The 24,990-nt window shown below is 43.8% G+C and carries 16 protein-coding genes and 9 pseudogenes; 13 read left to right on the top strand and 12 right to left on the bottom strand.

The annotated features are described in order from the left end of the window. Positions 1–290 precede the first annotated feature (290 nt). On the top strand, positions 291–623 hold the full coding sequence (locus tag VZ94_RS32795) for a DUF6399 domain-containing protein (protein ID WP_082081643.1): 333 nt from the start codon (positions 291–293) through the stop codon (positions 621–623). Positions 624–966: 343 nt separating this feature from the next. Here the strand turns inward: VZ94_RS32795 and VZ94_RS25985 are convergent, their stop codons facing one another. Then, entirely contained in the window at positions 967–1,110 is a 144-nt protein-coding gene (locus VZ94_RS25985) for a hypothetical protein (RefSeq protein WP_157844926.1), read from the bottom strand. A 14-nt stretch (positions 1,111–1,124) separates the two neighbouring features. Here VZ94_RS25985 and VZ94_RS32790 point away from each other — a divergent pair, with 14 nt between their 5' ends. Beyond that, positions 1,125–1,352 (top strand): HDOD domain-containing protein, encoded by a 228-nt coding sequence (locus tag VZ94_RS32790; RefSeq protein ID WP_045779597.1) that lies wholly within the window; start codon positions 1,125–1,127, stop codon positions 1,350–1,352. Beyond that, a complete protein-coding gene (locus VZ94_RS13330) occupies positions 1,300–1,932 on the top strand; it encodes an HDOD domain-containing protein (RefSeq protein ID WP_157844925.1) in 633 nt (210 codons plus the stop codon). The genes VZ94_RS32790 and VZ94_RS13330 overlap by 53 nt, the downstream gene beginning before the upstream one ends. Before the next feature lie 59 nt (positions 1,933–1,991). Here the strand turns inward: VZ94_RS13330 and arsB are convergent, their stop codons facing one another. From arsB to VZ94_RS13310, 4 genes and pseudogenes are all read right to left on the bottom strand, one after another. After that, the gene (arsB, locus tag VZ94_RS13325) at positions 1,992–3,050 is read right to left on the bottom strand and encodes an ACR3 family arsenite efflux transporter (protein WP_045779595.1); all 1,059 of its coding nucleotides are present in this window, start codon (positions 3,048–3,050) and stop codon (positions 1,992–1,994) included. Positions 3,051–3,251: 201 nt separating this feature from the next. Next, positions 3,252–6,226, bottom strand: a pseudogene (recC, locus tag VZ94_RS13320) (exodeoxyribonuclease V subunit gamma). A gap of 63 nt (positions 6,227–6,289) precedes the next feature. Next, positions 6,290–8,441: pseudogene (locus tag VZ94_RS32180) on the bottom strand (YgiQ family radical SAM protein). Between the two features lie 16 nt (positions 8,442–8,457). After that, positions 8,458–9,249: a spermine/spermidine synthase domain-containing protein gene (locus VZ94_RS13310; RefSeq protein WP_045779594.1), complete on the bottom strand. Its 792-nt coding sequence runs from the start codon at positions 9,247–9,249 to the stop codon at positions 8,458–8,460. Positions 9,250–9,554: 305 nt separating this feature from the next. Here VZ94_RS13310 and VZ94_RS13305 point away from each other — a divergent pair, with 305 nt between their 5' ends. The 8 genes and pseudogenes from VZ94_RS13305 (at position 9,555) to pdxJ (ending at position 18,244) form a co-directional block, all read left to right on the top strand. Beyond that, positions 9,555–12,068, top strand: coding sequence for a diguanylate cyclase (locus VZ94_RS13305; protein WP_052700525.1), 2,514 nt, complete (start codon positions 9,555–9,557; stop codon positions 12,066–12,068). Between the two features lie 120 nt (positions 12,069–12,188). Continuing rightward, positions 12,189–13,991: pseudogene (gene lepA, locus VZ94_RS13300) on the top strand (translation elongation factor 4). A gap of 20 nt (positions 13,992–14,011) precedes the next feature. Then, positions 14,012–14,789, top strand: a pseudogene (gene lepB, locus VZ94_RS13295) (signal peptidase I). 135 nt (positions 14,790–14,924) lie between these two features. Beyond that, positions 14,925–15,206 carry a DUF4845 domain-containing protein gene (locus VZ94_RS13290; RefSeq protein ID WP_239649922.1) on the top strand — a complete coding sequence of 94 codons (282 nt, stop codon included), beginning with the start codon at positions 14,925–14,927 and terminating at the stop codon, positions 15,204–15,206. Then, a pseudogene (rnc, locus tag VZ94_RS13285) lies at positions 15,203–15,902 on the top strand (ribonuclease III). Before VZ94_RS13290 ends, rnc begins: the two are co-directional and overlap by 4 nt. Next, positions 15,899–16,781: pseudogene (gene era, locus VZ94_RS13280) on the top strand (GTPase Era). The pseudogenes rnc and era overlap by 4 nt, the downstream one beginning before the upstream one ends. A 26-nt stretch (positions 16,782–16,807) precedes the next feature. Then, a complete protein-coding gene (gene recO / locus VZ94_RS13275; RefSeq protein WP_157844924.1) occupies positions 16,808–17,497 on the top strand; it encodes a DNA repair protein RecO in 690 nt (229 codons plus the stop codon). Between the two features lie 2 nt (positions 17,498–17,499). Next, positions 17,500–18,244 (top strand): annotated as a pseudogene (pdxJ, locus tag VZ94_RS13270) (pyridoxine 5'-phosphate synthase). A 57-nt stretch (positions 18,245–18,301) separates the two neighbouring features. On the opposite strand, the gene VZ94_RS13265 reads toward pdxJ, so the two are convergent. The 7 genes and pseudogenes from VZ94_RS13265 to smpB all read right to left on the bottom strand — a co-directional run bounded on the left by VZ94_RS13265 (position 18,302) and on the right by smpB (position 23,574). Further along, positions 18,302–18,688: a DUF5615 family PIN-like protein gene (locus tag VZ94_RS13265; RefSeq protein ID WP_045779593.1), complete on the bottom strand. Its 387-nt coding sequence runs from the start codon at positions 18,686–18,688 to the stop codon at positions 18,302–18,304. Next, the gene (locus VZ94_RS13260; protein ID WP_045779592.1) at positions 18,685–18,915 is read right to left on the bottom strand and encodes a DUF433 domain-containing protein; all 231 of its coding nucleotides are present in this window, start codon (positions 18,913–18,915) and stop codon (positions 18,685–18,687) included. The genes VZ94_RS13265 and VZ94_RS13260 overlap by 4 nt, the downstream gene beginning before the upstream one ends. 144 nt (positions 18,916–19,059) lie before the next feature. Beyond that, positions 19,060–20,946: a DNA topoisomerase IV subunit B gene (gene parE, locus VZ94_RS13255; RefSeq protein WP_045779591.1), complete on the bottom strand. Its 1,887-nt coding sequence runs from the start codon at positions 20,944–20,946 to the stop codon at positions 19,060–19,062. Between the two features lie 34 nt (positions 20,947–20,980). Next, a pseudogene (locus tag VZ94_RS13250) lies at positions 20,981–21,881 on the bottom strand (phosphoribosylaminoimidazolesuccinocarboxamide synthase). Positions 21,882–22,160: 279 nt separating this feature from the next. After that, a complete protein-coding gene (locus tag VZ94_RS13245) occupies positions 22,161–22,514 on the bottom strand; it encodes a HopJ type III effector protein (protein WP_045779590.1) in 354 nt (117 codons plus the stop codon). A 97-nt stretch (positions 22,515–22,611) separates the two neighbouring features. Then, positions 22,612–23,082 carry an isochorismatase family protein gene (locus VZ94_RS13240; protein ID WP_239649921.1) on the bottom strand — a complete coding sequence of 157 codons (471 nt, stop codon included), beginning with the start codon at positions 23,080–23,082 and terminating at the stop codon, positions 22,612–22,614. 4 nt (positions 23,083–23,086) lie between these two features. After that, positions 23,087–23,574, bottom strand: a pseudogene (smpB, locus tag VZ94_RS13235) (SsrA-binding protein SmpB). An 84-nt stretch (positions 23,575–23,658) separates the two neighbouring features. Here smpB and VZ94_RS32175 point away from each other — a divergent pair. Then, positions 23,659–24,057 (top strand): sodium-dependent transporter, encoded by a 399-nt coding sequence (locus VZ94_RS32175; RefSeq protein ID WP_338040404.1) that lies wholly within the window; start codon positions 23,659–23,661, stop codon positions 24,055–24,057. Between the two features lie 94 nt (positions 24,058–24,151). Then, positions 24,152–24,990 (top strand): sodium-dependent transporter (locus tag VZ94_RS32170; protein WP_338040403.1); only part of this gene is annotated, 839 nt, incomplete at its 3' end.

Genomic DNA, 24,990 nt, shown 5'->3' with positions numbered 1-24,990 from the left:
AGCACGGCGTTTAAAAAACTTAACAAAATGTCTTTAGAGTCTTCGCTGCCGAAGACTTTTTTTAAAGGCGAAGTCGGTGCGTAAGTCTAAGAAGCGCATGGAAAACCTGGCGTTGATTGAAGCTTGGCTATTTTAGCATTTTTATGGCTGGTCTGTTTTGCGGTCATTGTTTCAAGCAATAGGCTATTCTCTTAAGTCGGGACAAGGTGCCGAATATAGGGGACAGAGCAAATATTCGGTGCCTCCAATCACATAGCTTTATTCTGACCCCAGTTATTGTATCTTTCAACATGAACTTTAAATTCCTGGTTTGTTTGAATGGGGCCACTATAAGACAATTCCAACGTAGTGTTTCTGCGGTTGAGGGGCGTAGTGGGTGTCTATCACAAATGGTTCACAATGGTCGTGGATTAAGTGAAAAACACTTAAAAACATTGGCTGTTATCCATAACTACGACATTAGACGGGAAGATGGTACCACGGCAGCTATGCGTTTGTTTAACACCCAGTTTCCATACTTGTTTTTGTGGCTGCTTGATAGAATGGGGGAACTGCCATTACCTCGAAAGAGTCCGGAACGGTTAACCTTTAACTCGTTGATGTTACTTGATGTCCCGTCTTAAGTGGGTAGCCGGTTTTTCGATCTGCACCATTGATGATTTGATAATTAGTAAGTGCTTTCATCACGTTTTTTTCACCTCTTCAATACTGACAATATGGACATCGCCGTCGAACTCGAAAAACACCCGGTAACGGCCAATGCGCAAGCGGTTTTTGCTATTTTTCTAACTATAGCCCGCCCAATTTGAGAACCGTAGTTCGTCTCCGGGTCGTCATCTCGGCATGGATTGTCAAGAACACAGGGGGACTTGAAGAGCGCCATCCATGGCACTGGATTCCGGCAATCCATGCCGGAATGACGGGTATGTAAAACTATGGCTTTCTGATTGGTCGCGGTTTATATAGCTAGTTGATACTGAAGTGATTAATCATCAGCACTGGCGGTGTGTGCGATAACCAACCGCCAGTGCGTCCTGTAATGGCGGATTGTCTGTTGGCGAAACTGATTTGTATTGCAATTAACGCGGCCTCACTTTGAGAATTACCCATTTCTGCTGACTCTTATGTCGAAACAACACGATTTATTAATTCCGCCTCTGCCTGCTACACTCGTTAATATCCAAAATGAGCTTAGCAAGAGTGATTACAATTTAAAGTATATTGCTGATCAAATTAGCTCCGATATAGCATTATCCGCGTCTTTGTTAAAAACGGTTAATTCGCCCTTTTTTGCGCTACGTGAAAAAAATTCTTGCTATCCCACAAGCGATAATGTTATTAGGCGTCACTAAAGTCGTGCATTTAGTGACGGCAGAATCATTAAAAAACACTCTTAAACTTCCACCTGGCTTAGGTCACTTTTGGGAAAGAGCTAGAACGGTAGCGGCAATGCAAGCCTCAATTGCTAAGCATTTATGTTTAAACCCGGATTCTTCTTATTTAATGGGCTTATTTCATGATGCCGCTGTACCGATATTAGCAACTGAGTATCCAAATTATTATTTAACATTGAGAGCAATGCATTCAGCGTCACAAGAAATTTGCACGGCTGAGTACGCGCAATTTAATGTTTGCCATTCTGCCCTTAGCTCCTTAATGGCGCGCTCTTGGTATATGCCTAAACCCTTAGTTGAAGCTATTCAATATCATCATAAGCATGATATTTTTGCATTAGGCTTGCCAAAACCCGTATTGAATATATTGACCGTGCATCTGATATGCGATTTTCTTTATGATTCTTATTCGGGTGAAGTTGACTTACATTATCCGTTAATTGAGGGGCAAGTTAGAGAATATCTTAATTTATCGGATGATGAGCATTATCAAATCGTGGTCGATCTTGCTCTCGATAGAATTACGACAGACGTGTAGCTGTTATCTGTCGTTCGTTTTCTGCCTAAATGCATAAAATTCAAGCGCAGGACGTTGCGCTACTCTGCCGTGATAATCCGCGTTTTAAAGAAAAAAGCGGCATTCACCAGAGCAATCATAACCGGCACTTCGATTAATGGCCCGATGACTGCGGCAAATGCTGCACCGCTGTTAATGCCGAATACCGCTATTGCGACAGCAATAGCAAGCTCGAAGTTATTACTCGCTGCGGTAAAAGCCAGTGTGGTGGTTTTACTGTAACCCGCTCCGATAAGCTTGCCCATGATAAAGCTCACTAAGAACATGACTACAAAATAAATTAATAACGGTATGGCGATTCTAATGACATCCATCGGCAATTGTACGATTAAGTCACCTTTTAGCGAGAACATCACCACAATAGTCAGCAACAAAGCGATTAAGGTTAGTGGGCTAATCTTAGGTATAAAATGTTGCTGATACCAATCTTTGCCTTTGGCTTTGACTAACACCAGGCGAGTGGTAAATCCAGCAATAAAGGGAATACCGAGATAGATAAATACACTTTTAGCAATCTCGCCCATCGTAATGGCAACTAAGCTCCCTTTTAAGCCGAAAAAAGGCGGTAATACCGTAATAAACAGCCAGGCATAAGCACTGAAAAACAGCACTTGGAAGATACTGTTGAACGCGACTAACGCCGCACAGTATTCATTATCACCACGCGCTAATTCATTCCAGACTATGACCATCGCAATACAACGGGCTAAGCCAATTAAAATGACACCGGTCATATAGTCGGGATAGTCTCGCAAAAAGACGATGGCAAGCATAAACATTAACAGCGGCCCGATAATCCAATTTTGTACTAATGACAAACTTAGCACGCGCCAATTATGAAACACTTCGCCTAGCTCCTCGTAATGCACCTTAGCGAGCGGTGGGTACATCATCACGATTAAACCAATCGCTATCGGGATATTAGTCGTGCCAATCGACACCGCATTATTCAATTCATTCACTTGGTTAGGCCAAGCATATCCAACCGCTACACCTAACCCCATTGCGATAAAAATCCATAGGGTTAAAAAGCGGTCTAAAAATGATAAGCGGGGCGTAGGACAGATGGATGTATTCATGGTGTGTACATGTATTGATAGTTAGAGAAGGTAAGCTTAGTCGGCTAATTTAGCTATACCACAACAGTATATAGACGGTGTATGAAAGTTTATTGTACAGCCTGCCAAATGGGTAACAATAAGCTTTCACATTGCTTAATAAACGGCTCAGTTAAGATGAGTTCTAAGTCTGCCAGCGTATATAAACGTTGAAATTCGGGTTCAAAAAGGTTGTTCTAGGGTTTTTTCTAATTGCTCACGCGCGGCGGTTAATGCCGGTTTACCAGCGCGTGTCGAGTTAATGAGTTTGTCTTGTTGTTTAATATAAGCAAATGCGGCTTCAACAAAAAAGGCGCCAGGCTGGACTTGGCCTGCTTGAAATACGTTCAGCCATTCGTTTAGCTGTTCGCTGCGCGCGTGTTCAGGCAGAAACGTGAGTTCTGCATCTGAGCTTAATAAATGTGTTGTTTGTACGCTGATTTGATTAATAAGCAAATGGTGTAACCACGCGGCCATAAAGTCTTTGCCTTTTAATGGCGCATAACGATAAAACAAACTGCCGTTTTGGTAACGGTGGCTGAGTTTGCCAATTACGCGATAACCGAATAAAGGTATGTCCATGATTAAGTCAGGCAAGGATTCACCTAAGCCTTTGGCGTTAATTTTCTGCACAAAAGTTTCTAGCTCTTGTTGTTGCCGACGATATTCCAATTCGCCTAATGCGGCGCCAGGCCAAAGTCCTTGCGCAACCAGTTTGTTTAATGGGTATGTTTGGCCTTTGAGGCGTTGTTGTAGCCAGTGTTGCTGTATGCTGTAAGCATCTAGGCGATTGACAGCAAACGGCTCTCGTTCTTCGGCATCAGCGTTGATAGCGGTGTAATAAACACCTAATTGACGCCTAACAAAATAGCGTTGCGGATGTTGGAAATAAGCAAAAAACTCGGCAAGATCAATGATTTCCTGTTGTTGTGTGTGTTCGAGAAAACCTTGCCACCAACTGTTTTTAGGAGGTTGGGATTGATTTAACATGCTAGCGGTTATGCAATCGGTTGCAGAGTAACTACGCAGAGTTGAGCTTTCGGTAAAATAACTAGGATGGTGTGCATGTAACGGGTGGTAATGAATCGGTTGGGTCAATTGATAATTTTGTTCAATGACATCGAGTAATTCGCTAATGACGACAGACGGGGGGATTTTTTCATTAGTGGTTTCCGATTGGCCGACAAAGCTAATGATGAGTTGTTGTCTAGTTGATAATAGAATTTCTAAAAATTGGTAGCGGTCATCGTTGCGTCTGGAGCGGTCACCTTTGCGGAACTTTTGGCTGATTAAATCAAAGCTAGGTGCGCGCTCAAGTTTAGGAAATTCACCGTCATTCATGCCTAATAAGGCAATAATTTTAAACGGAATCGAGCGCATAGGCAGCATCGAGCAAAACGTAAGCTGACCGCGTAAAAATCCATTCGATGATTTGCGCTCCGCTACTGCGCCTTCTAACCAGTTAATGATAACCGCGCGCTCAACTGGGTAATGGTGGACACCGGCTAAGCCTTCGCTCAGTTCCAGTAATAAATCGTTGAGTTGCTCACGCTCTGTTGCATCGGCGCTGTTTAATAAATTCTCGGCATAATAACGTAATTGTGTTGCCCACGTTTTTAACGGTTTAGCTTGGCTAAATTCGCTATCGGCTTTGAATAACAGATGTAAAAAATCGCTTAAACCGCCTAAAGCCTGAGCAGAACTACCTTCAATATCTTTATACGGTAAAATACCGACAATAAAATCATCATCATGACCGACGGCATAACCCATGAGTAGCCTGTCGATTGTGGCCTGCCAGGTGTTTTCAGGCGTTGCGGGTAGGCCGAATTGCGTTTTATGTTCGGCTGATTTAGCCCAACGTACATGGGTGTCTTCTAGCCAAACGCCAATTAAGTCTAAGTCACTTTCGACTAAATTAAAGCTCGCATAAACACAGGGCTGGGCTAGCAAATCCATCACACTTTGCCACCCCATACGGCTTCCGCTGAGTTGTAAAAACTGAATGAACGCGGCTAAGGCGTGATTGCTTAGGCGTATACTGCGGTCAGCAACGGCATGGGGAATATCAGCAAAAACAGCGTTGATAAACGGCTCATACACTTGAATATCCGGTGCCATCACGACAATATCGCGCAGTGCCAGTGTGTTATCGTGATTTAACGCGTCCAGTAGTTGGTTTTTTAATACTTCCACTTCGCGTAACCTGGAGTGGCACGCATGAAAACTAATCGATTGGTCAGGGTTTAATCGGAGCGGTTCACAGTGGTTGCTTAAAATATCGTTTTGCAGTTGATGTAGCAGCGTAAAGGCTGGTGACGCTTCAAAGCTATCGAGTTCAAGTTCAAAGGTGACATCGTATTCTAACAACATATCCTGAAATTCACGGCCTTGCTGACCTAAACTAATCAGTAAGGGATGGGCTGAATGACTGGCTTCAGTTTCTGTCGCAGTTAACAAACTTTGTTTACGTCCTGGCAAATCTGCCCAAAAATCTTGGCTAGGATTCAGTAAAAATAAATGCACTTGGCAATGGCGCGCTAAGCTTGGATAAATTGTAAAAACAATGGCGGTAGCGTGTGTAAGCCGAAAATCGACACGCGTTCCGGAAACACAGAACTGTAAAACTCTTCGTCACTGTGTTTAAGTTTGGCAATAGCCGCTTGCCATAAATCGCCTCGGTGCGGTTTGGTTATTTGCCTATGTATCTGTTGCCATAAGACTTGTTGCCAACGTTCGCTAGGATGCTCGGAGACGCAGCGCCCTTGTTGCCAGTGTGCGAGCAGCTCAGGGCGCATGATTTGATATTGATCGAATAGTTGCGACAATTGCTGCGCGAGTTGATAGCGTTTTAAGCTATTGTGTGTACCAGACAAATAAGTTTGTAACGGTGCGAATTCTTCTCTGTCTAACTGGCGCAATAAAGCTCTAAACGCCATAAAATTAAATGTCTGTCATAGTCTGCATCGTTGAGCTCGGCACTAATGGCTTTAGCCATTTGACTAAAAAAATTTGGCCGGGAATAAAAACTGATAATTAGCCCATACCGATAATTCAGCAGCAAGTTGTTGTGATAACCAACGCTCCATGCCTTGGCTTTGAATTAAAAACACTTCACTCGCGAACGCCGTGCTTAACGGCGCATTTTTTACCACCATCGCTAAGTGGGCGAGTAAGTTTTCGGTTTTGTTTGAGCTGTGTAGGTATAACACGGAGTTTAATTAACGATACGCTCTTTTAACTTTGGTTTTGCCGGGTTTGGCTTTGTCAAAACCGGTAAATTTGGTTTTAAACGGTTGAGTTTTGCTTGTGTTTCCGGTGCTGCCGCTGGTACTACTCGGTTGAAAAGACGGAATTAATTGGTGTTTGCCGTTGCCAATTAAATCGGCACGTCCCATTGCTTTTAAAGCTTCGCGCAGTAAAGGCCAGTTTTTTGGGTCATGATAGCGTAAAAAGGCTTTATGCAAGCGGCGTTGCTTAACGCTTTTAGGGATAAAAATATCGGGGGCTTTGGCGTTGACTTTTTGTAAGCTATTTTTACCCGAATGATACATGGCGGTGGCAATGGCCATCGGTGAAGGTAAAAATGCTTGTACTTGATCGGCTCTAAAGCCATTACGTTTTAGCCATAAAGCTAGGTTTAACATGTCTTCATCGCTTGTGCCAGGGTGAGCAGCAATGAAATAAGGGATTAAATATTGCTCTTTACCGGCTTCTTTAGAGTATTGCTCGAACATGGCTTTAAAGCGGTCATACGTGCCTATGCCGGGTTTCATCATTTTCGATAATGGGCCGGTTTCGGTATGTTCTGGGGCGATTTTTAAATAACCGCCAACGTGATGCGTGACCAGCTCCTTGACGTATTCAGGCGAAGTGACGGCTAAATCATAGCGTAAGCCTGATGCGATAAAGATTTTTTTAATGCCGGGTAGGGCGCGGGCTTTGCGATATAACGCGATTAAATGGCTGTGATCGGTATTTAAGTTAGGGCAAATACCTGGATATACGCAAGATAATTTGCGGCAAGCGGCTTCGATGGCGGGGTCTTTACAGGCTAAGCGGTACATATTCGCGGTGGGGCCACCTAGGTCTGAAATATGACCGGTAAAATTCGGTGAGGTATCACGAATCGCTTCGATTTCCTGCAAGATGGAGTCTTCAGAGCGGCTTTGGATAATGCGCCCTTCATGTTCGGTAATCGAGCAAAACGTACAGCCGCCAAAACAGCCGCGCATGATATTAACCGAATGTTGAATCATTTCAAACGCCGGAATATTCGCGTTGTTATAACCCGGATGGGGTAAGCGTGAGTAAGGCAAGCCGTAAACACCATCCATTTCTTTCGTTGTTAAGGGTAGTGCGGGTGGATTTATCCAGATGTAACGGTCGCCGTGCGCTTGTATTAACGTTCTAGCATTATGCGGATTGGTTTCGCCATGCATGACCCGTGATGCGTGGGCATACAGTATTGGGTCATGTTTAACTGTTTCATAGTCGGGTAAACGAATGACGAGCTGTTCACGTGGCGTTTTTTTTCAGTAATGACTGCACTGAAATGCTTTGTTCTGTTGGGTTGTCGTTAGCTGTAGGTTGCGTGGCGCAACTGGGTTGTTCTTGATAGGGGTTGACGGTAGGCGAAAGCGCACCGGGCTGGTCGTAACAAGTCGAGTCTTTAACGACAAAGCCTTCAGGTAGCGTTTTAACAATATAAGCGGTGCCGCGAATAGCGGTTAACTCGCTAAGCTGTTCGCCTGCGGCTAAACGATGAGCAATTTCAACAATTTGTCGTTCGGCATTACCAAATACCAGCAAATCAGCTTTGGCATCGAATAGCACGGATTTACGCACTGTATCTGACCAATAGTCATAATGGGCAATACGGCGTAAGCTGGCTTCTATGCCACCTATGATAATCGGCACGTCTTTAAATGCCTCGCGGCAGCGATGTGAGTATACGGGTACCGCTCGGTCAGGCCGCTTGCCTGCTTCGCCATTGGCGGTGTACGCATCGTTAGAGCGAATTTTTTTATCCGATGTGTAGTGGTTGACCATGGAATCCATATTGCCGCTGGTTACGCCAAAAAATAGATTGGGTCGGCCTAGTTTTTTAAAGTCGTCAGCGCTACGCCAATCGGGTTGCGCGATAATGCCAACACGAAAGCCTTGCGCTTCTAATAAACGGCCAACCAGTGCCATGCCAAAGCTGGGATGGTCGATATAGGCGTCGCCAGTGACTAATATGACATCACAGCTATCCCAGTCTAATGCGTCCATTTCGGCACGGCTGGTAGGCAGAATAGGGGCTGTGCCGAAACGCTTCGCCCAATATTTTCGATAGCTGAATAATGCAGTGGGTGAGGTCGTGTCTGTCATGAGCGTATGATTTGTTTTAAGGTGCTGGAGTTATGGCGTTTTTATTTCTTTTAAATAAAAACGGGTAATCGATATGTAAACGTTGTGCTAGTTGCTCAGCGTACTCCGCTAAGGCTTTGAAGGAATAGTTAACCACACCTGTATTAAATGCAAAACCTATAATATTACCTTTGCCGGGTACGGGTAAAAATAGAATTCGCCAATTAAAAATTTGGCCTAACCATAACGCGACTTGCTGAAACACCGGGTTGCTTGTTCCGCCCCATAAATTAATGACCAGGATACCGTCATGTTTAAGCACTTTATGGCAAGCAGATAAAAACGCTTTGTTATTAATCGATGCCGCCATGCCTTCATGGTCGAAAGCATCGATACTTATAACACTAAAACGCTCGTTACACGCATGGGCGTTTAGGCGTAAATAGCGTCCGGCATCGTCAATAATCACGGTTAAGCGCGGGTCGGTCGGTAGCGCAAAAAATTGATGTGCGATAGTCACAACGCTTTGGCGCTGTTCGATAATGGTTAAACGGCAATCAGGACATTGTTGTAAGACATGTTTAGCTAATGAACCACCGCCTAGTCCTATGATAAGCATTTCGTCATCAGTGAGTGGTTTAAATAAATACGCTAAAGTCATGGCTCTAACATAATCGAGTTCTAGCTTGTCAGGATAAAGTAAAGACATGCTGCTTTGTCTAGGTATAGAGCCGAAATGCAGCGATCTCACTTGGTCGTTTTCAACGACTTCTACAATGCCATCGTCATCATGGCTTTGATGGATAACGCGTCCGTTATATTTGTACATGGTGTTAAACTTTAAAATGTAACCCTTTATTGTACAGCGTTATTTTCTGTGTCTGAATATTTATGCGATTAATTTTGAGAAAAGCGGGCTAGCCTCGATAATAACGTTAACGGGCTTAGGTTTATATTTTTGGCTACCCACTTAAGCCGGGACAGGTCATTCAGAGTGAAGGACGCCGTAAATACGTCCCTGTAGGCTTGGCGGCAGCATCCCTGCTGCCGACACCTTCACTCTAAACAACCTGTCCTGGCTTGGTATTGACCAGTTTTAAGTTGGTAGCCATATTTTTTACTAAAAAACTTTTCATGGATTATCGATTTACCGATTTAGTTGATATTGACGCATTCCGCGACATGCTAACCTCATTTTATGAGGCAACTGGCATTATGCATGGTTTAGCCGATGCGGATAATAGTATCATCAGCGCAGCCGGTTGGCAGAAGGCTTGCGTGGATTTTCATAGAGCTCATTCGTGTAGTCAAGCGAGCTGTTTAGAAAGCAATCGTTATTTGGAAAAGAGTTTAGTGGATGGTGTTTATATCGGTGTGGCTTGCAACAATGGCTTGATGGATTATGCCACGCCGATTACGGTAGAAGGCAAATCAATAGGTACGTTGTATTTTGGTCAGTTACTGCATGAACCGCCTGATATGGCTTATTTTGCCAGGCAAGCCGAGACTTATGGCTATGATAAAGAGGCATATTTAGCCGCAATTGCTGAAGTGCCGATTATTTCTAAGCAGCAAGTTGAAAAAACCATGATGTTTTTTGTACAAATGGCACAAATGTTGGCTAAAAGCGGTTTGACGCGATTACGTCAGCAAGAAGCAGAGCGACGTTTAGCCGAGTTAAATCGAAATTTGCAGCAATCAATTGAGCAGCGCACAGCAGAGCTGGTGCGTAAAAATAATGAGTTACAGGCAAAAATACAAGCGCATAAGCTTACCGAGCAAGCGCTACAAATTAGCCAAGTCCGCTTACAAACCATTTTGGATTCTTCGGCTATAGGCATTGCTTGGTCAGATGTGCATGGTCATCTTGAATATGTTAATAAGCGTTTTACTGAGTTATTTGGGTATACCTTAAATGACTTGTCAACCATCGATAATTGGTTTCAGCTCGCTTTTCCGGAAGCTAGCTATCGTAATAATGTGGTTGAAAATTGGCTTTGGCAGGCGAAGATGGCCAATGAAGAAGGGACTAAAATCACGCCGCTTGAGACAACCATTATTGCTAAAGACGCTAAGGCGCATCGAGTGATTTTGACGATTTCTTGGGAGGATGAGCGTTGTTTAATGAGTTACAACGACATCAGCGAGCGCTGGTTGGCCGAGCGACGCGATAGCCTACGCAGTGCCATATTAGAACTGATTGCTAGAGGCGAGGCATTATCAGAAGTGTTGAGTGCATTAGTGCGTAGTATTGAAGCAGAACAACCTGATATGTTGTGCTCTATTTTGCTGCTCGATGAACAAGGCAAGCATCTGCATACCGGAGCAGCACCTAGTTTGCCAGATTTTTATAACCAAGCGATTGACGGTGCTGCAATTGGTGAGGGGGTAGGTTCTTGTGGTACGGCTGCTGTTAGAAAGCAACGGGTGATTGTCAGCAATATAAAAACGCATCCCTTTTGGCAAGATTATAAAGGTCTTGCAGAACAAGCAGGCTTAGCCTCGTGCTGGTCTGAGCCAATTTTAACGATGAAAGGCAGAGTTTTAGGCACCTTTGCTATTTATCATCGTGTCCCAACTGAGCCTGATAAAAAGGCTCTGCAATTAATTAGCCAGGTCGCTAATTTAGCCAGTATAGCCATTGAGCATCATAATGCACGGGTAGAATTAGAGCGACAAGCGCATACTGATTTTTTAACGGGTGTTGCTAACCGGCGTTATTTCATGGAGCTTGCCGAGGCGGAGTTATCCCGCTCACTGCGCTATAACACGCCTATGTCGTTGTTGATATTCGATATTGACCATTTTAAGTCTGTTAACGATAACTTTGGGCATAAAACCGGCGATTTAGTCTTGCAAGCGATTAGCGCTGAATTAAAACAAGTGTTGCGTGAAGTCGATATTTTTGGACGTATTGGCGGCGAGGAATTTGCCATTGTCATGCCTGATACTGGTTTGGAAAGTGCAAGATTTGCCGCTGAGCGGTTACGCCAAGCGGTTGCACGGGCAGAGTTATTAACCGATACTGAAGAGCGTTTGCATATCACTATTTCACTAGGCTTAGTTGCCTTAAGCACTGAAATAAATGATATAAAATCGTTGTTGAAAGCGGCTGATGAAGCGTTATATGTGGCTAAAAATAGCGGTCGTAATTTAGTTAAAGTCTTTGGCGAAAAACTACCTGTTGCGCCGCCAGTTTCCCTAAATTTCGTGACATTGCATTGGCATAGCGCTTACGAATCGGGCAATCTCACTCTTGATGAGCAGCATAAAGAGCTGTTTTTATGTGCAAACGAATTAATCGCTTTTGTTATGTCAGAACAACCCATAGCCAACTTACTGGGGCAAATTGAGCTGTTATTACAGAAAGTTAAGCTACATTTTTCCGATGAGGAAGCGATTTTAACGAGCGCGGGTTACCCGGCTACAGCGAATCACGCGATGCTTCATAAGCATTTGTTAGCTTCGACGGAAGAGTTATTTCAGCGTATTAAGAGCGAGCCTGCCGCAATAACCGAGCTCCTGCATTTTTTAATTTATGAATTAATAGCTTCGCACATGTTAAAACAAGATCGTGAGTTTTTTCCTTTTTTAACAACAGGCTGTGCAGAATACGCTATACCTGCACATAGCTCGACGGCAAGTTAACCACAATGATTAACGGGTCAAGTTGCAGGTTAATTCTGGTACAATGCCAAACTTTAATCGGTTAGGCCGATGTAAACCCATCCCGCCTGTTCAGGCTTATCTTCGCGAAAGTAAAACTCAGTGGATTTAAAACACATCAGAAATTTTTTCTATTATTGCCCATATTGATCATGGCAAATCGACCTTAGCCGACCGTTTTATACAAATCTGCGGCGGCTTGTCAGACCGGGAAATGTCCGAGCAAGTTCTCGATTCTATGGACATCGAGCGTGAACGCGGCATTACCATTAAAGCGCAAAGCGTGACGCTCGACTATTTAGCCCAAGATGGCGAAACCTATCAGCTTAATTTTATCGACACACCGGGGCATGTCGATTTTTCGTATGAAGTCTCGCGTTCCTTAGCGGCTTGTGAAGGCGCGTTATTAGTCGTTGATGCTGCGCAAGGTGTAGAAGCGCAAAGTGTCGCCAATTGTTATACCGCGATTGAGCAAGGCTTAGAAGTCGTGCCGGTGTTAAACAAAATTGATTTACCCTCGGCCGAACCTGAACGCGTTAAAACCGAAATCGAGGAAGTGATTGGCATTCCGGCCGATGAAGCGTTATTAATAAGCGCTAAAACTGGTTTAGGCGTAAAAGATGTGTTAGAGCAACTCGTGTTAAAAGTCCCCGCTCCGGTAGGGGGCATTGACGGGCCGTTACAAGCGTTAATCATCGATTCTTGGTTTGATAGTTATTTAGGCGTCGTGTCATTAGTGCGTATTGTGAATGGTAGTATTCGCCGAAAACAAAAAATTACCGTGATGTCTACCGGTAAATCGTTTTTAGTCGAAAAAAGTAGGTGTGTTTACACCTAAGCGTTTGGAGAAAGAGCTATTAAATACCGGCGAAGTAGGCTTTTTAGTTGCCGGTATTAAAGACATTTTTGGCGCACCGGTAGGCGACACCATTACGTGGACGGACAATCCAGCGCAGGACGCATTAACCGGTTTCCAACGCGTGCAGCCTAGAGTGTTTGCCGGACTTTATCCTGTTAGCACGGATTTTTACGAAAGCTTGCGTGAGGCGTTAAACAAACTGAATTTAAACGATGCCGCGTTGCAATTTGAACCTGAAACCTCGCAAGCGCTAGGCTTCGGTTTCCGTTGTGGCTTCTTAGGCATGTTGCACATGGAAATCGTGCAAGAGCGTTTAGAGCGCGAATACGATGTTGATTTAATAACCACCGCACCGACGGTCGTGTACGAAGTCGTCACGCATAATGGCGACGTGTTAATGGTAGATAATCCCGCTAAGCTACCTGATATGAGTACGGTAAAAGAAATTCGCGAGCCGATTATTCGTGCCAATATTTTAGTGCCAGAAACGTATTTAGGTGGCGTTATGAGTTTGTGTATCGAAAAAACGTGGCGTACAAAAAGATATGCAGTTTGCCGGTAGACAAGTATCGCTAAGTTATGAAATGCCATTAAGCGAAGTCGTATTAGATTTTTTTGACCGCTTGAAATCGGTAAGCCGGGGCTTTGCGTCGTTCGATTATGAGTTTTTGCGTTTTCAAGAGGCTGAGTTAGTTAAGTTAGATGTGTTAATTAATGGCGATAAAGTGGATGCGTTATCCATTATTGTGCATAAAGATACCAGTCAGTACCGAGGCCGGGAATTAGTCGAAAAAATGCAGGAACTTATTCCAAGGCAAATGTACGAAGTCGCGATTCAAGCGGCGATTGGCTCTAAAATTATTGCGCGTTCTACGGTAAAAGCGTTGCGTAAAAACGTGACGGCAAAATGTTATGGCGGCGATATTAGCCGTAAGAAAAAACTGTTGGAAAAGCAAAAAGCGGGTAAGAAACGCATGAAGCAAGTGGGTAATATCGAGATTCCGCAAGAAGCGTTTTTAGCGGTATTACAATTAAATAAAGAATAACTTTTTTACTACTAACCATTATGGATTTCGATTTCTCATTTTTTTTATTCGCCGCGTCTGTCGTAACAGGCTTAGTATGGGGTGGTTATACCTTAAAACTGAAAGCGGACGGCAAGGTTTATGATTTAGACGCCGAGCCTGTTATTGTTGAATACGCACGTTCTTTTTTTCCTATCGTATTTATCGTATTAATTTTACGTTCATTTTTGGCCGAGCCATTCCGCATTCCGTCAGGCTCTATGATGCCAACGTTACTGGTTGGCGACTTTATCCTGGTTAATAAATTTGTTTACGGTATTCGCCTACCGGTTATTAATCAAAAAATCATCCCACTATCCGAACCTAAAACGCGGCGATATTGTGGTGTTTCGCTATCCTAAAGAACCCTCCATTGATTATATAAAGCGTGTGATTGGTTTACCGGGCGATAAGATTACCTATCAAGATAAGCGCTTGTATGTTAACGATAAGCCAGCAGATTATGTGTCGTTAGGCTTTTATACTGGTGTGGGGCAAGGCCGGGATATGACAGGGGCTGAGCATTTAGAAGAAGATTTAACCGGTATTAAACACAGTATTCTTATTCGTCCCGATGCGTTATCGGCAGAAGGTGTCTACGTCGTACCTGAAGGGCAGTATTTTGTTATGGGTGATAACCGCGATAATAGTAATGATGGTCGTTATTGGGGTATGGTGCCAGAGCAAAATTTAGTCGGTAAAGCGTTTTTCATCTGGATGAATTGGGATTTAGACAATCACGGTATTAGTTTTAACCGTATTGGCACGGTGTTGAAATAGACTACACTTTTAGTAACTTTTTACGTTTAGAGGCTGTTATGACAAAGATAATACATCGTGAACAAGGTTATACATTAATGACGCTAGTGTTAACCCTAGGCCTAATTGCGTTTTTTGCGCTACTTATTTTGAAAATTGCGCCAATTTATATCAATCACAGCAAAAGTGATTAATGCCTTAGCGGCATTAGAAAAAACTACCGATGTGCAAACCATGTCAGAGGCCGAGGTTCGCAATAACTTGGATAAGCGTTTTAACCTCAATTATGTTGAGAAAGTGACTAAAGAAGATATTACGGTGACGCAAAGCGGTAATTATTTAAAAGTTGAAATTGCTTACGATGTGATTGAAAACATTTGGGGCAACTTAAATGTTTTAGTGGAATTTGATGACGTGATTGAGGTTGGCACTCCGTGATTAAACGAGCTGAAGCCTTAGCAAAGCGATTAGGATTGAGTTTTAATAACACGGAGTTATTAATGACGGCTTTAACACATAGAAGTGCTAATGCGCGTAATAACGAGCGTTTAGAGTTTTTAGGGGATTCAATCTTGGGTTTTGTTATTGCACAAAAGCTGTATCAACGCTTTCCTGACGCGAGTGAAGGTGCGTTAAGCCGGTTAAGAGCCAATTTAGTCAATGAAAGCTCGTTAGCCGAGTTAGCACGAAAATATCAATTAGGTGACGCATTAGTATTAGGCTCTGGCGAATTGAAAAAGTGGTGGATTTAGGCGTGATTCTATCTTGTCTGATGCGTTAGAAGCGATTATGGGTGCGTTATTTTTAGATCAAGGCATTGTGGTCTGCCAACAATGGATAGAAACGCTGTTTGCTGAACGATTAGATGGCTTATCGTTGACGAATTGGCAAAAAGACCCAAAAACACAATTACAAGAGTTAATGCAAGCGAAAAAATTAGATTTGCCTGATTATGTGTTAATTACCATGACAGGGCCTTCACATGAGCAGACCTTTAAAGTTCAATGCCGTGTCAGCGTAACCGAGCAAGTCTGTATTGGCACAGGTATCTCGCGTAAAAAAGCCGAGCAAGCTGCGGCTGAAAAAATGTTAGCAGTGTTAAATACTGAGTTCTTTGGCAAGGATAAAGCATGAATTGTGGTTTTGTGGCCATTATAGGCCGACCTAACGTGGGTAAATCCACGTTAATGAATCATTTGATTAAACAAAAAATTAGTATTACCTCCCGGAAACCGCAGACAACCCGTCATAGAATCTTAGGCATTAATACCACACCTGAAGGCCAGGTGATTTATTTAGACACGCCGGGTATGCATAATAATCAAGCCCGCGCGTTAAATCGCCATTTAAATCGTACCGCAGACAGTAGTTTACTAGGCGTTAATCTCGTGATATGGCTGTTAGACGGGTTGTATTGGCATGAATATGACGCGATGATTTTTAAAAAGCTAGAGCAAGCTGGTTTACCGGTTATTTTAGCGGTTAATAAAATCGATAAAGTTAAAGATAAAACGGAGTTATTGGCTTTTTTTGCTGATGCTCAAGTGCGTTTCCCGTTTGAACATATCGTGCCTATCTCAGCGTTAAAAGGGACTAACTTACCTGAATTGGAAAACTTAGTCTTGCCCTTATTACCCGAAGGGGAATTGATTTATCCAGAAGACCAGATTACCGATAGGCCAGAGCGCTTTTTAGCCGCTGAAATCATCCGAGAAAAATTGACCCGACGCTTAGGCGATGAATTACCGTATGAATTAACGGTGGAAATTGAGCGTTATCAAGAATTACCCACTATCACTAAAATCTATGCCATTATTTGGGTGGCAAGACCCGGTCAAAAAATCATCGTCGTTGGCAAAGATGGTGAGATGTTAAAAAAAAGTCGGTACTGACGCACGCTTAGATATTGAGAAATTAATAGACCAAAAGGTGTATTTACAGCTCTGGGTTAAAGTTAAAAAAGGCTGGTCAGATAACGAGCGCGCGTTACAAAGCTTAGGGTTTAATGACTGAAACGCGTATTTTTGACCAACCTGCGTTTGTTTTACATAGTAAAAAAATATCGAGAAACGGGTTTACTGCTGGACTGCTTTAGCCGCGATTATGGTCGGCTACCTATTGTCGCCAATGGCGTAAGAACCGCAAAATCTAAAACCGCCGCTTTGTTACAACCCTTCCAGCCGCTTAGCATTTCCTATCTTGGACGAGGTGAGTTAAAAACATTGGTCAGTGCTGATTGGGCCATGTCGGCCTTATCGCTTACCGGTAAGGTTTTATATTGTGGCTTTTATATCAATGAATTAACGACTATTTTTTTACATCAATACGACCCGCATCCTGACGTATTTACTGCTTACTGCCAATGCCTTAGTGCGCTAAGCCAAATGAGTTGTGATGATATTCTGGCGATAGAATCTGCGTTAAGACGTTATGAATGGATTTTGCTACACAATGTGGGGTTTGGTCTGACCTTAGATTACGATGCCGCAACAGGACAGCCGGTTAGCAGCCAACAGTATTACCGATTTATCGCCGGGCAAGGCGTGTTTGAAGACTCGCACGGTCACTATCTCGGTCATACACTATTACAAATAATGGCCAGTGATTTTGCCCAGCGCGATACGCTTTTAGCCGCTAAACAACTTTTCAGAGCGGCTATCGATGAGCAGCTACAAGGACGGCGGTTAAACAGCCGTCATGTTATGAATCAGATTATCAAAACGTTATAAATATGGAAAAGCAACCGATTTTATTAGGCGTTAATATTGATCATGTCGCAACGTTACGCCAAGCGCGCGGCACACGTTACCCTGAACCTATACAAGCAGCATTAGTCGCCGAACAAGCCGGTGCTGATGGCATAACAGCGCATTTACGCGAAGACAGACGTCATATTCAAGATAGAGACATTGAATTATTACAAGCCATGCTGCATACCCGGCTTAATTTAGAAATGGCGGTGACGGATGAGATGGTCGCCATTGCCGAACGGGTAAAACCTTATGCTTGTTGTTTAGTTCCTGAGCGCAGGCAAGAGCTAACCACCGAAGGCGGCCTAGATGTCATTGGCAATTTTGAAAAAAGTGCGCGAGGCGTGTATGCGCTTAGCTCATGCGGATGTTATCGTATCGTTGTTTATTGACCCCGATGCTAGACAAATCGATGCGGCGATAACCGCAGGTGCGCCAGTCATTGAATTACATACGGGCTGTTATGCTGATGCCGAAACCTTTACCCAGCAGCAACAAGAACTGGTTAGATTGCAACAAGCCGCCCAATATGCGGCTCAAGCAGGTTTACAAGTCAATGCCGGGCATGGCTTAAATTTTGCCAATGTCGAAACGATTTGCCGCATACCGCAGATTACCGAACTCAATATAGGCCATTCTATTATTGCGCAGGCGATATTTTCGGGCTTAGCGGAGACGGTGATGAGGTTAAAGGAAACGATGTTACGTGCTAGATTGGGGATTTAATTCGTGGATAGTTTTACCTTGTAGCGCGAAAACTTAATTTTTGAGAGGTCGTCCAGATTAAGTTTCGCTCATTGTCTTAAACTGTAAAGGCAGTAGCCGCATTCTAGTTCGATTAGGTTCGATGGTAAGCAAGGCACCCCCTTCCAATTCTAGCGTCATTTGCTTCAAGGCTGAAATAATCTGCGGCCCAATGACATCCGGACTCACATCGTCGGCGCGAATTTGGACAACGCTGGGTTTCTTGCCATGTGTCGCGGCCAAGATTGCACTGAAATCCAAATCGTGGGTTAGAACTACATAGTCGTTTGCGCTGGCATAAGACATAATCTCTGAATCTAAGGCATTGTTGGCGCCGAGCATTGACCAATGCGACGCTTCAATTCCGGCATCGATTAATAGTCCCACCCAACGCGGCGTTAAATTCATGTCGACAATCAGCTTCATGCAGAAGCCAGTATAACTTCGCGTTCTTCCGCTAACCAAGCCGCATAGCGAAGCGCTTGCATGATGTCTTCGCGTTCGAGGTAAGGGTAGTCGGCAAGAACTTCTTCCACGCTATGTCCGACACCGATTTGTCCTACAATCATGCCTACAGTAACTCGCATTCCGCGTATACAGGCTTTGCCTCCCATTATGTCAGGGTTTTGGGTTATGCGATTTAAATGCCTCATGGGTGTCTCCGTCAAAAAACTAGTTGAGAAAATCGCTAAGAACTATTGTTGAGAATTGTAATACCTTGATTTCATTTGTGCCAAGATTTATCGTGAAGGCTAAAATGGTAAAAGCTTGGCTTTAGCGATTCGATGCCTAATCCTCTACACATCCGCCAAATTCCCTTTCGTCTCTAACCACACTTTACGGTCTTGTGAGCGTTTTTTTGCTAGCAACAAATCTAAACGCTCTACGGTATCCTCGTTTGCGTCGTCGGTTAACTGAACTAAGCGTCGAGTATCGGGGTTCATTGTGGTTTCTCTGAGCTGAGAGGGGTTCATTTCACCTAAACCTTTAAAGCGCTGGATATTAATCTGGCCTTTGAGTTTTTCGGCCTTTATTCTATCGAGTACGCCAATGCGTTCAGCTTCATCCAGTGCATAAAAAACCCGTTTGCCTACATCGATGCGATAGAGTGGTGGCATGGCTACGAAAACATGCCCCGCATTGACTAGGGGGCGGAAATGTTTATAAAACAATGCGCAAATTAACGTGGCGATATGGTTACCATCGGAGTCGGCATCGGCTAGGATGCATACTTTGCCATAACGCAGATTTTGTAAATCGTCAGAGCCTGGCTCTATGCCTAAGGCTACAGCAATATCATGGACTTCTTGTGAGGCCATGACTTGACCGGATTCGACTTCCCAAGTGTTTAAAATTTTACCGCGTAACGGCATAATCGCTTGGAATTCACGTTCGCGGGCTTGTTTGGCCGAACCACCAGCGGAATCACCTTCGACTAAAAATAATTCCGTGCGGTTAATATCTTGAGCTGAGCAGTCGGCTAATTTGCCCGGTAATGCCGGTCCTGTAGTAATTTTTTTTCTAACGATTTTTTTGCTAGCGCGCAGACGCTTTTGCGCGCTAGTAATAATAATTTCAGCGATTTTTTCGCCTTCAGCCGGGTGTTGATTTAACCATAAGCTAAAACTGTCTTTCGCAACGCCAGACACAAAAGCCACACATTCTCTGGAGCTTAAGCGTTCTTTGGTTTGCCCGGAAAATTGAGGGTCTTCGAGTTTGACGGATAACACAAAGTGGCATTGTTCCCAAACATCTTCGGGTGCGAGTTTAACTCCGCGCGGCAAGATATTGCGTAATTCACAAAATTCACGCATCGCTTCGGTTAAACCGGCGCGCAATCCATTGACATGCGTACCGCCTTGTGCCGTGGGGACTAGATTGACATAACTTTCTGCCAACACTTCGCCCTCGTGTTCTAAGGCCCAGATAATTGCCCATTCAACCGCTTCATGCTGAGCAGATGAGCTGGCCATAAACGGTTGTTCAGGAAAGAATTCAATCGCCCCTACGCGGTCTAGCAAATAATCTTTTAAACCGTTTTGATAACACCAAACGGTTTCTTCGCCAGTTTGTTCTATTGTTAAGCTGAGTTTTAAGCCTGGGCATAAAACGGCTTTAGCGCGTAATAAATGTTTTAATCTGGAGACTGAAACGCGATTAGAGTCGAAGTATTTTTCATTGGGCCAAAATTTAACCGATGTACCGGTGGCGTTTTTTGCTGTTGTGCCGATTTCGGTTAACTCAGTTTGTTTGTCGCCATCCGCAAAACGCATGGTATAAATTTTGCCGTTGCGTTTAACTTCGACCTCAAGCCTAGCCGATAACGCATTGACGACCGAAACCCCGACGCCGTGTAAACCACCGGAAAACTGGTAGTTTTTGTTAGAAAATTTTCCACCGGCGTGTAATTGCGTCAAGATAACCTCTACGCCTGGGATGCCTTGTTCTGGGTGTATATCGACCGGCATACCTCGACCATTATCGCTGACTTGTATAGCGCCATCGGTATGTAACACGACAGTAATCGTATTCGCATGACCGGCAATAGCTTCGTCTACGCTGTTATCGACGACTTCTTGCACCAGGTGATTAGGTCTCGTCGTGTCGGTATACATACCGGGACGTTTTCGTACCGGCTCTAAACCGCTTAGAATTTCAATAGCTGATGCGTTGTATTCACTCATGTTTGTTGATTTGTTGTTTGTTTCAATGGGTGTTTTATATCGGAGTGTGAGTGAGTCTGGTTTCGGCTTCTTGATATTTAGCGGCGCAATAAGCTACGACGTCCGGTGGGAGGGCCGGGCCGGGCGCTGTTTTATCCCAATCTAAGGTTTCTAAATAGTCACGCACGTATTGTTTATCAAAACTAGGCGGGCTGATACCCAGTTGATACTGGTCGGCTGGCCAAAAGCGTGATGAATCGGGGGTGAGCAGTTCATCGATTAAATACAAGCGTCCGGTTTTATCTAAGCCAAATTCAAACTTAGTGTCAGCAATAATAATACCGCGTGTTAATGCGTAGGCAGCAGCTTCGGTATAAAGCTTTAAACTCACTGCGCGGATTTGTTCGGCAATGTTCTGGCCAATTAAGGCGACTGTGGCATCAAAGCTGACGTTTTCATCGTGAGTGCCAACGGCTGCTTTAGTCGACGGTGTGTAAATCGCTTCAGGTAATTGCTGAGCTTGTTGCAAACCAGAAGGCAATTGAATGCCACAAACAGCGCCTGTACGTTGATAGTCTTTCCAACCGGAGCCAATTAAATAACCGCGCACAATCGCTTCTACCGGTAACGGGGTTAGTTTTTTAACGACTACGGCCCGGCCTTGCACTTGCTCGCGTTCCTGAGCATTGGGCAGAATTTCGCTTAATTCGGTGGTTAATAAATGATTAGGAACGACGGCTTGCATTTTTGGCAAACCAAAAATTAGAAATACGCGTTAATACGGCACCTTTGCCTGGAATAGGGTCAGGTAGGATGACGTCGAATGCTGATAAACGGTCGGTAGCGACGATAAGCATACGCTCATCATCAATCGCGTAAATATCACGCACTTTGCCGCGTGCGATAAGCGGTAATGAGGTCAGGCTAGATTGGTATAAGGCTTGGGTTTCAGTCATAAGGTTAGTTAACAGGGCTCGTTAAGCGGTAGCAGGGGCACTGCCATTAAGTTAAGAGATAAATATTAGGAATTAATCACACGAGTTGTGTAGGTAAAGCAACGTAGGAGCAGTTGCTGAGCGATAGCGTAATCCAACGTATGTCGAACCGATCTTGTCGGGTTACGCTATCGCTAACCCGACCTACGGAAGAATATTTCACAAAACACAAGTCATTGATTATTAGCTATATTCTTTAGTTTAATGGTAGCGAGGGGCAGAGTGGTGGCTTACAGCATGTTACTTGGGTGTAAGTGCTACGCCTTTAAATTCTATGCCTTGCCAGCCCGTGCGCATGAATTGGCGAATGTTTTGATGATTATCATCTGACGGGTGATTTAACACGTCTTGTCGGTAAAAATCGCCGAATAAACTTAAGGTTTGCTCTGGATTTAAGCCGTGTAATTTAGCGAAGGCAAAAATACGGCATGAACCTTCATTAGAGCCGGCCTTATTGATAATTTTATTGGGCGCTATGCCGTTACTAAATTCAGTGGGTTGGTAGTGATAATAAGTGTTGATGATGCGAATCGTTTCATCGAAACTGACATCGTGATGGTTATAAATTTTGTCTAAAAATAATGAAAGTGACATAACTATCCTTTAGGTAGTAAAGCAGAAATTCGTTTAAATTCTGGATGCGCGGCGTCTTTTAGCCATTCGAATAGGACGGATTCGTGGTTTGTTATTGTTATGCCTTGGTGTTGTAAGCGTTGCAAGGCATAAAATTTATGTTCTGAATTGCGAGAACATACGGCTCTGCGACGACGGAAATTTGATAGCCTTGTTGGTGTAAATCGAGTGCGGTTTGTAGCACGCAAATATGAGCTTCCATGCCAGTTAAAATAATTTGTTGGCGTTGACCTGAGCTAAGCGCTTGTTTAAATCCTATAGCTTGGCAACAGGAAAAACTGGTTTTGGTAAATGTTTCAGCCGTTTGGGGTAGTTTAGCAGTAATAACGGAGTCGGTTGTACCTAAGCCTTTAGGATATTGCTCAGTGACTAACACCGGTATGTTTAATAGGTTAGCCGCTTCGGCCAAGATGGCAGAATAGCACGTAACGGCTTGGCGTTGTTCAGGGGACATCGCGCCTAGTAATTTGCTTTGTACATCAATAATAAGCAACACGCTGTTATCTTGTGCTAATAAATTAGAACTCATAATCTTATGCTTTTTTCATAATTCTAGCTTTTTCTCGCTCCCAATCCTTATCCTTTGCGGAAGCCCGTTTGTCGTGTAATTGTTTACCTTTGGCTAAGCCAATTTCGATTTTGGCACGTCCGCTTTTCCAATACATTGACAGCGGTACGATGGTATAGCCTTTACGCTCAACCGAGCCTATGAGTTTATTAAGTTCGTGTCTATGCAACAGCAATTTTTTCATGCGTATGGCATCGGGATTCACATGCGTAGATGCTGAGGCTAAGGCCGAAATATGCGCGCCTGATAACCAAGCTTCGCCTTTTTTTTATCGTGACATAGCTTTCTTTCAGTTGTACGCGTCCAGCGCGTAAACTTTTTTACTTCCCAGCCTTCAAGCACTAAACCCGCTTCGTAACGGGTTTCTATGAAGTATTCATGGGTCGCTTGGCGGTTCTGCGCGATAGATGGATTGGATTTAGCAGTGGCTTTTTTGGTTTTTTTTTCGGCCATGTTGGGTGTGCAAAGATAAAACTGACGTAACTGAATAATTTTGCTATTTTACGCGAAAAAATTTAGCGGGTTATAAGAAAAACTATGTCAGAACTAAAAAAATCAATACATGGGGAATGGTCATCACGTACGGCGTTCATTTTAGCAGCGATTGGCTCAGCGGTAGGCTTAGGAAACATCTGGAAATTTCCTTATATTACCGGTGAAAATGGCGGTGGCGCGTTTGTTATCGTTTATTTGCTGTGCGTAGCCTTAGTCGGGATACCTATCATGATTGCAGAGACTATGCTAGGGCGACGTGGGAAAGCCAATCCTGTGCAAACCATGCAGGTGTTGGCACAACAAGCGGCTGCTGATGCGCGCTGGCACAGCGTCGGTTGGGCGGGTACGGCAGCAGGGTTACTTATCTTATCGTATTACAGTGTGATTGCCGGTTGGGCAACGGCGTATGTGGTAAAAGCGTTTACCGGCAGTTTTTTTTGATGCTGATGTTACGGCGGCTAAAGACTTATTTAATGCCTTTATCACGGATCCGGCACAATTAGCGTTTTGGCACACGGCGTTTTTATTAGCGACTATGCTAATCGTTTCACGCGGAGTTGAGCAAGGCTTAGAAAAGTCGGTGCGCTGGCTAATGCCAGGCTTGTTTGGTTTGTTGTTTATTTTGCTCATGTATGCAATGACGACTAGCGGTTATTTCCAAGGCTTACATTTTGTCTTTAGTTTAGATTTTAGCAAATTAACCGGTAAATCGATTTTAATCGCATTAGGACAAGCCTTTTTTAGTTTAGGCTTAGGTATGGGCTGCGTCATGGTGTATGGCGCGTATTTGCCTCAATCGATTTCAATTGCTAAAACCACCGTAATTATAGCTGCTGCTGATACGGTTGTTGCGCTATTAGCAGGGTTGGTGATTTTTCCTATTGTTTTTACCCATGGCTTAAATCCTGGCGATGGTCCTGGGTTAATTTTTGAGACACTGCCGATTGCTTTTGGCAATATGACCTTTGGCTGGTTATTTGGCGTGTTGTTTTTTGTGATTTTAGTGTTTGCTGCGTTGTCATCCGCAATTGCGTTAATCGAGCCAGCCGTCGCGTGGTTAATGGAAGCTAAAGGTTATAGCCGTGTTAAAGCCTGTTCATATGCGGGCGTGGTGACATGGTTTTTAGGACTCATGACGGTGTTTTCGTTTAACTCGTGGTCAGGCGTAACGTTGTTTGGTTTAACGGTATTTGAGTTTATAGATTATTTGACGGCGAATATTATGTTGCCATTAGGTGGCTTAGCGATTGCCGTGTTTGCCGGTTGGGTCATGAAGCCAGAAGATAGTCAGCACGAATTGGCGTTAGAAGATGCCAGATTTTATCAGCTATGGTTGTTTTTAATTAAGTACGTTGCTCCGGCTGCGGTGTTTTT

It is taken from the genome of Methylocucumis oryzae (assembly GCF_000963695.1).
GTDB lineage: Bacteria > Pseudomonadota > Gammaproteobacteria > Methylococcales > Methylomonadaceae > Methylovulum > Methylovulum oryzae.
This window is presented reverse-complemented; position numbering and strand designations above follow the sequence as displayed.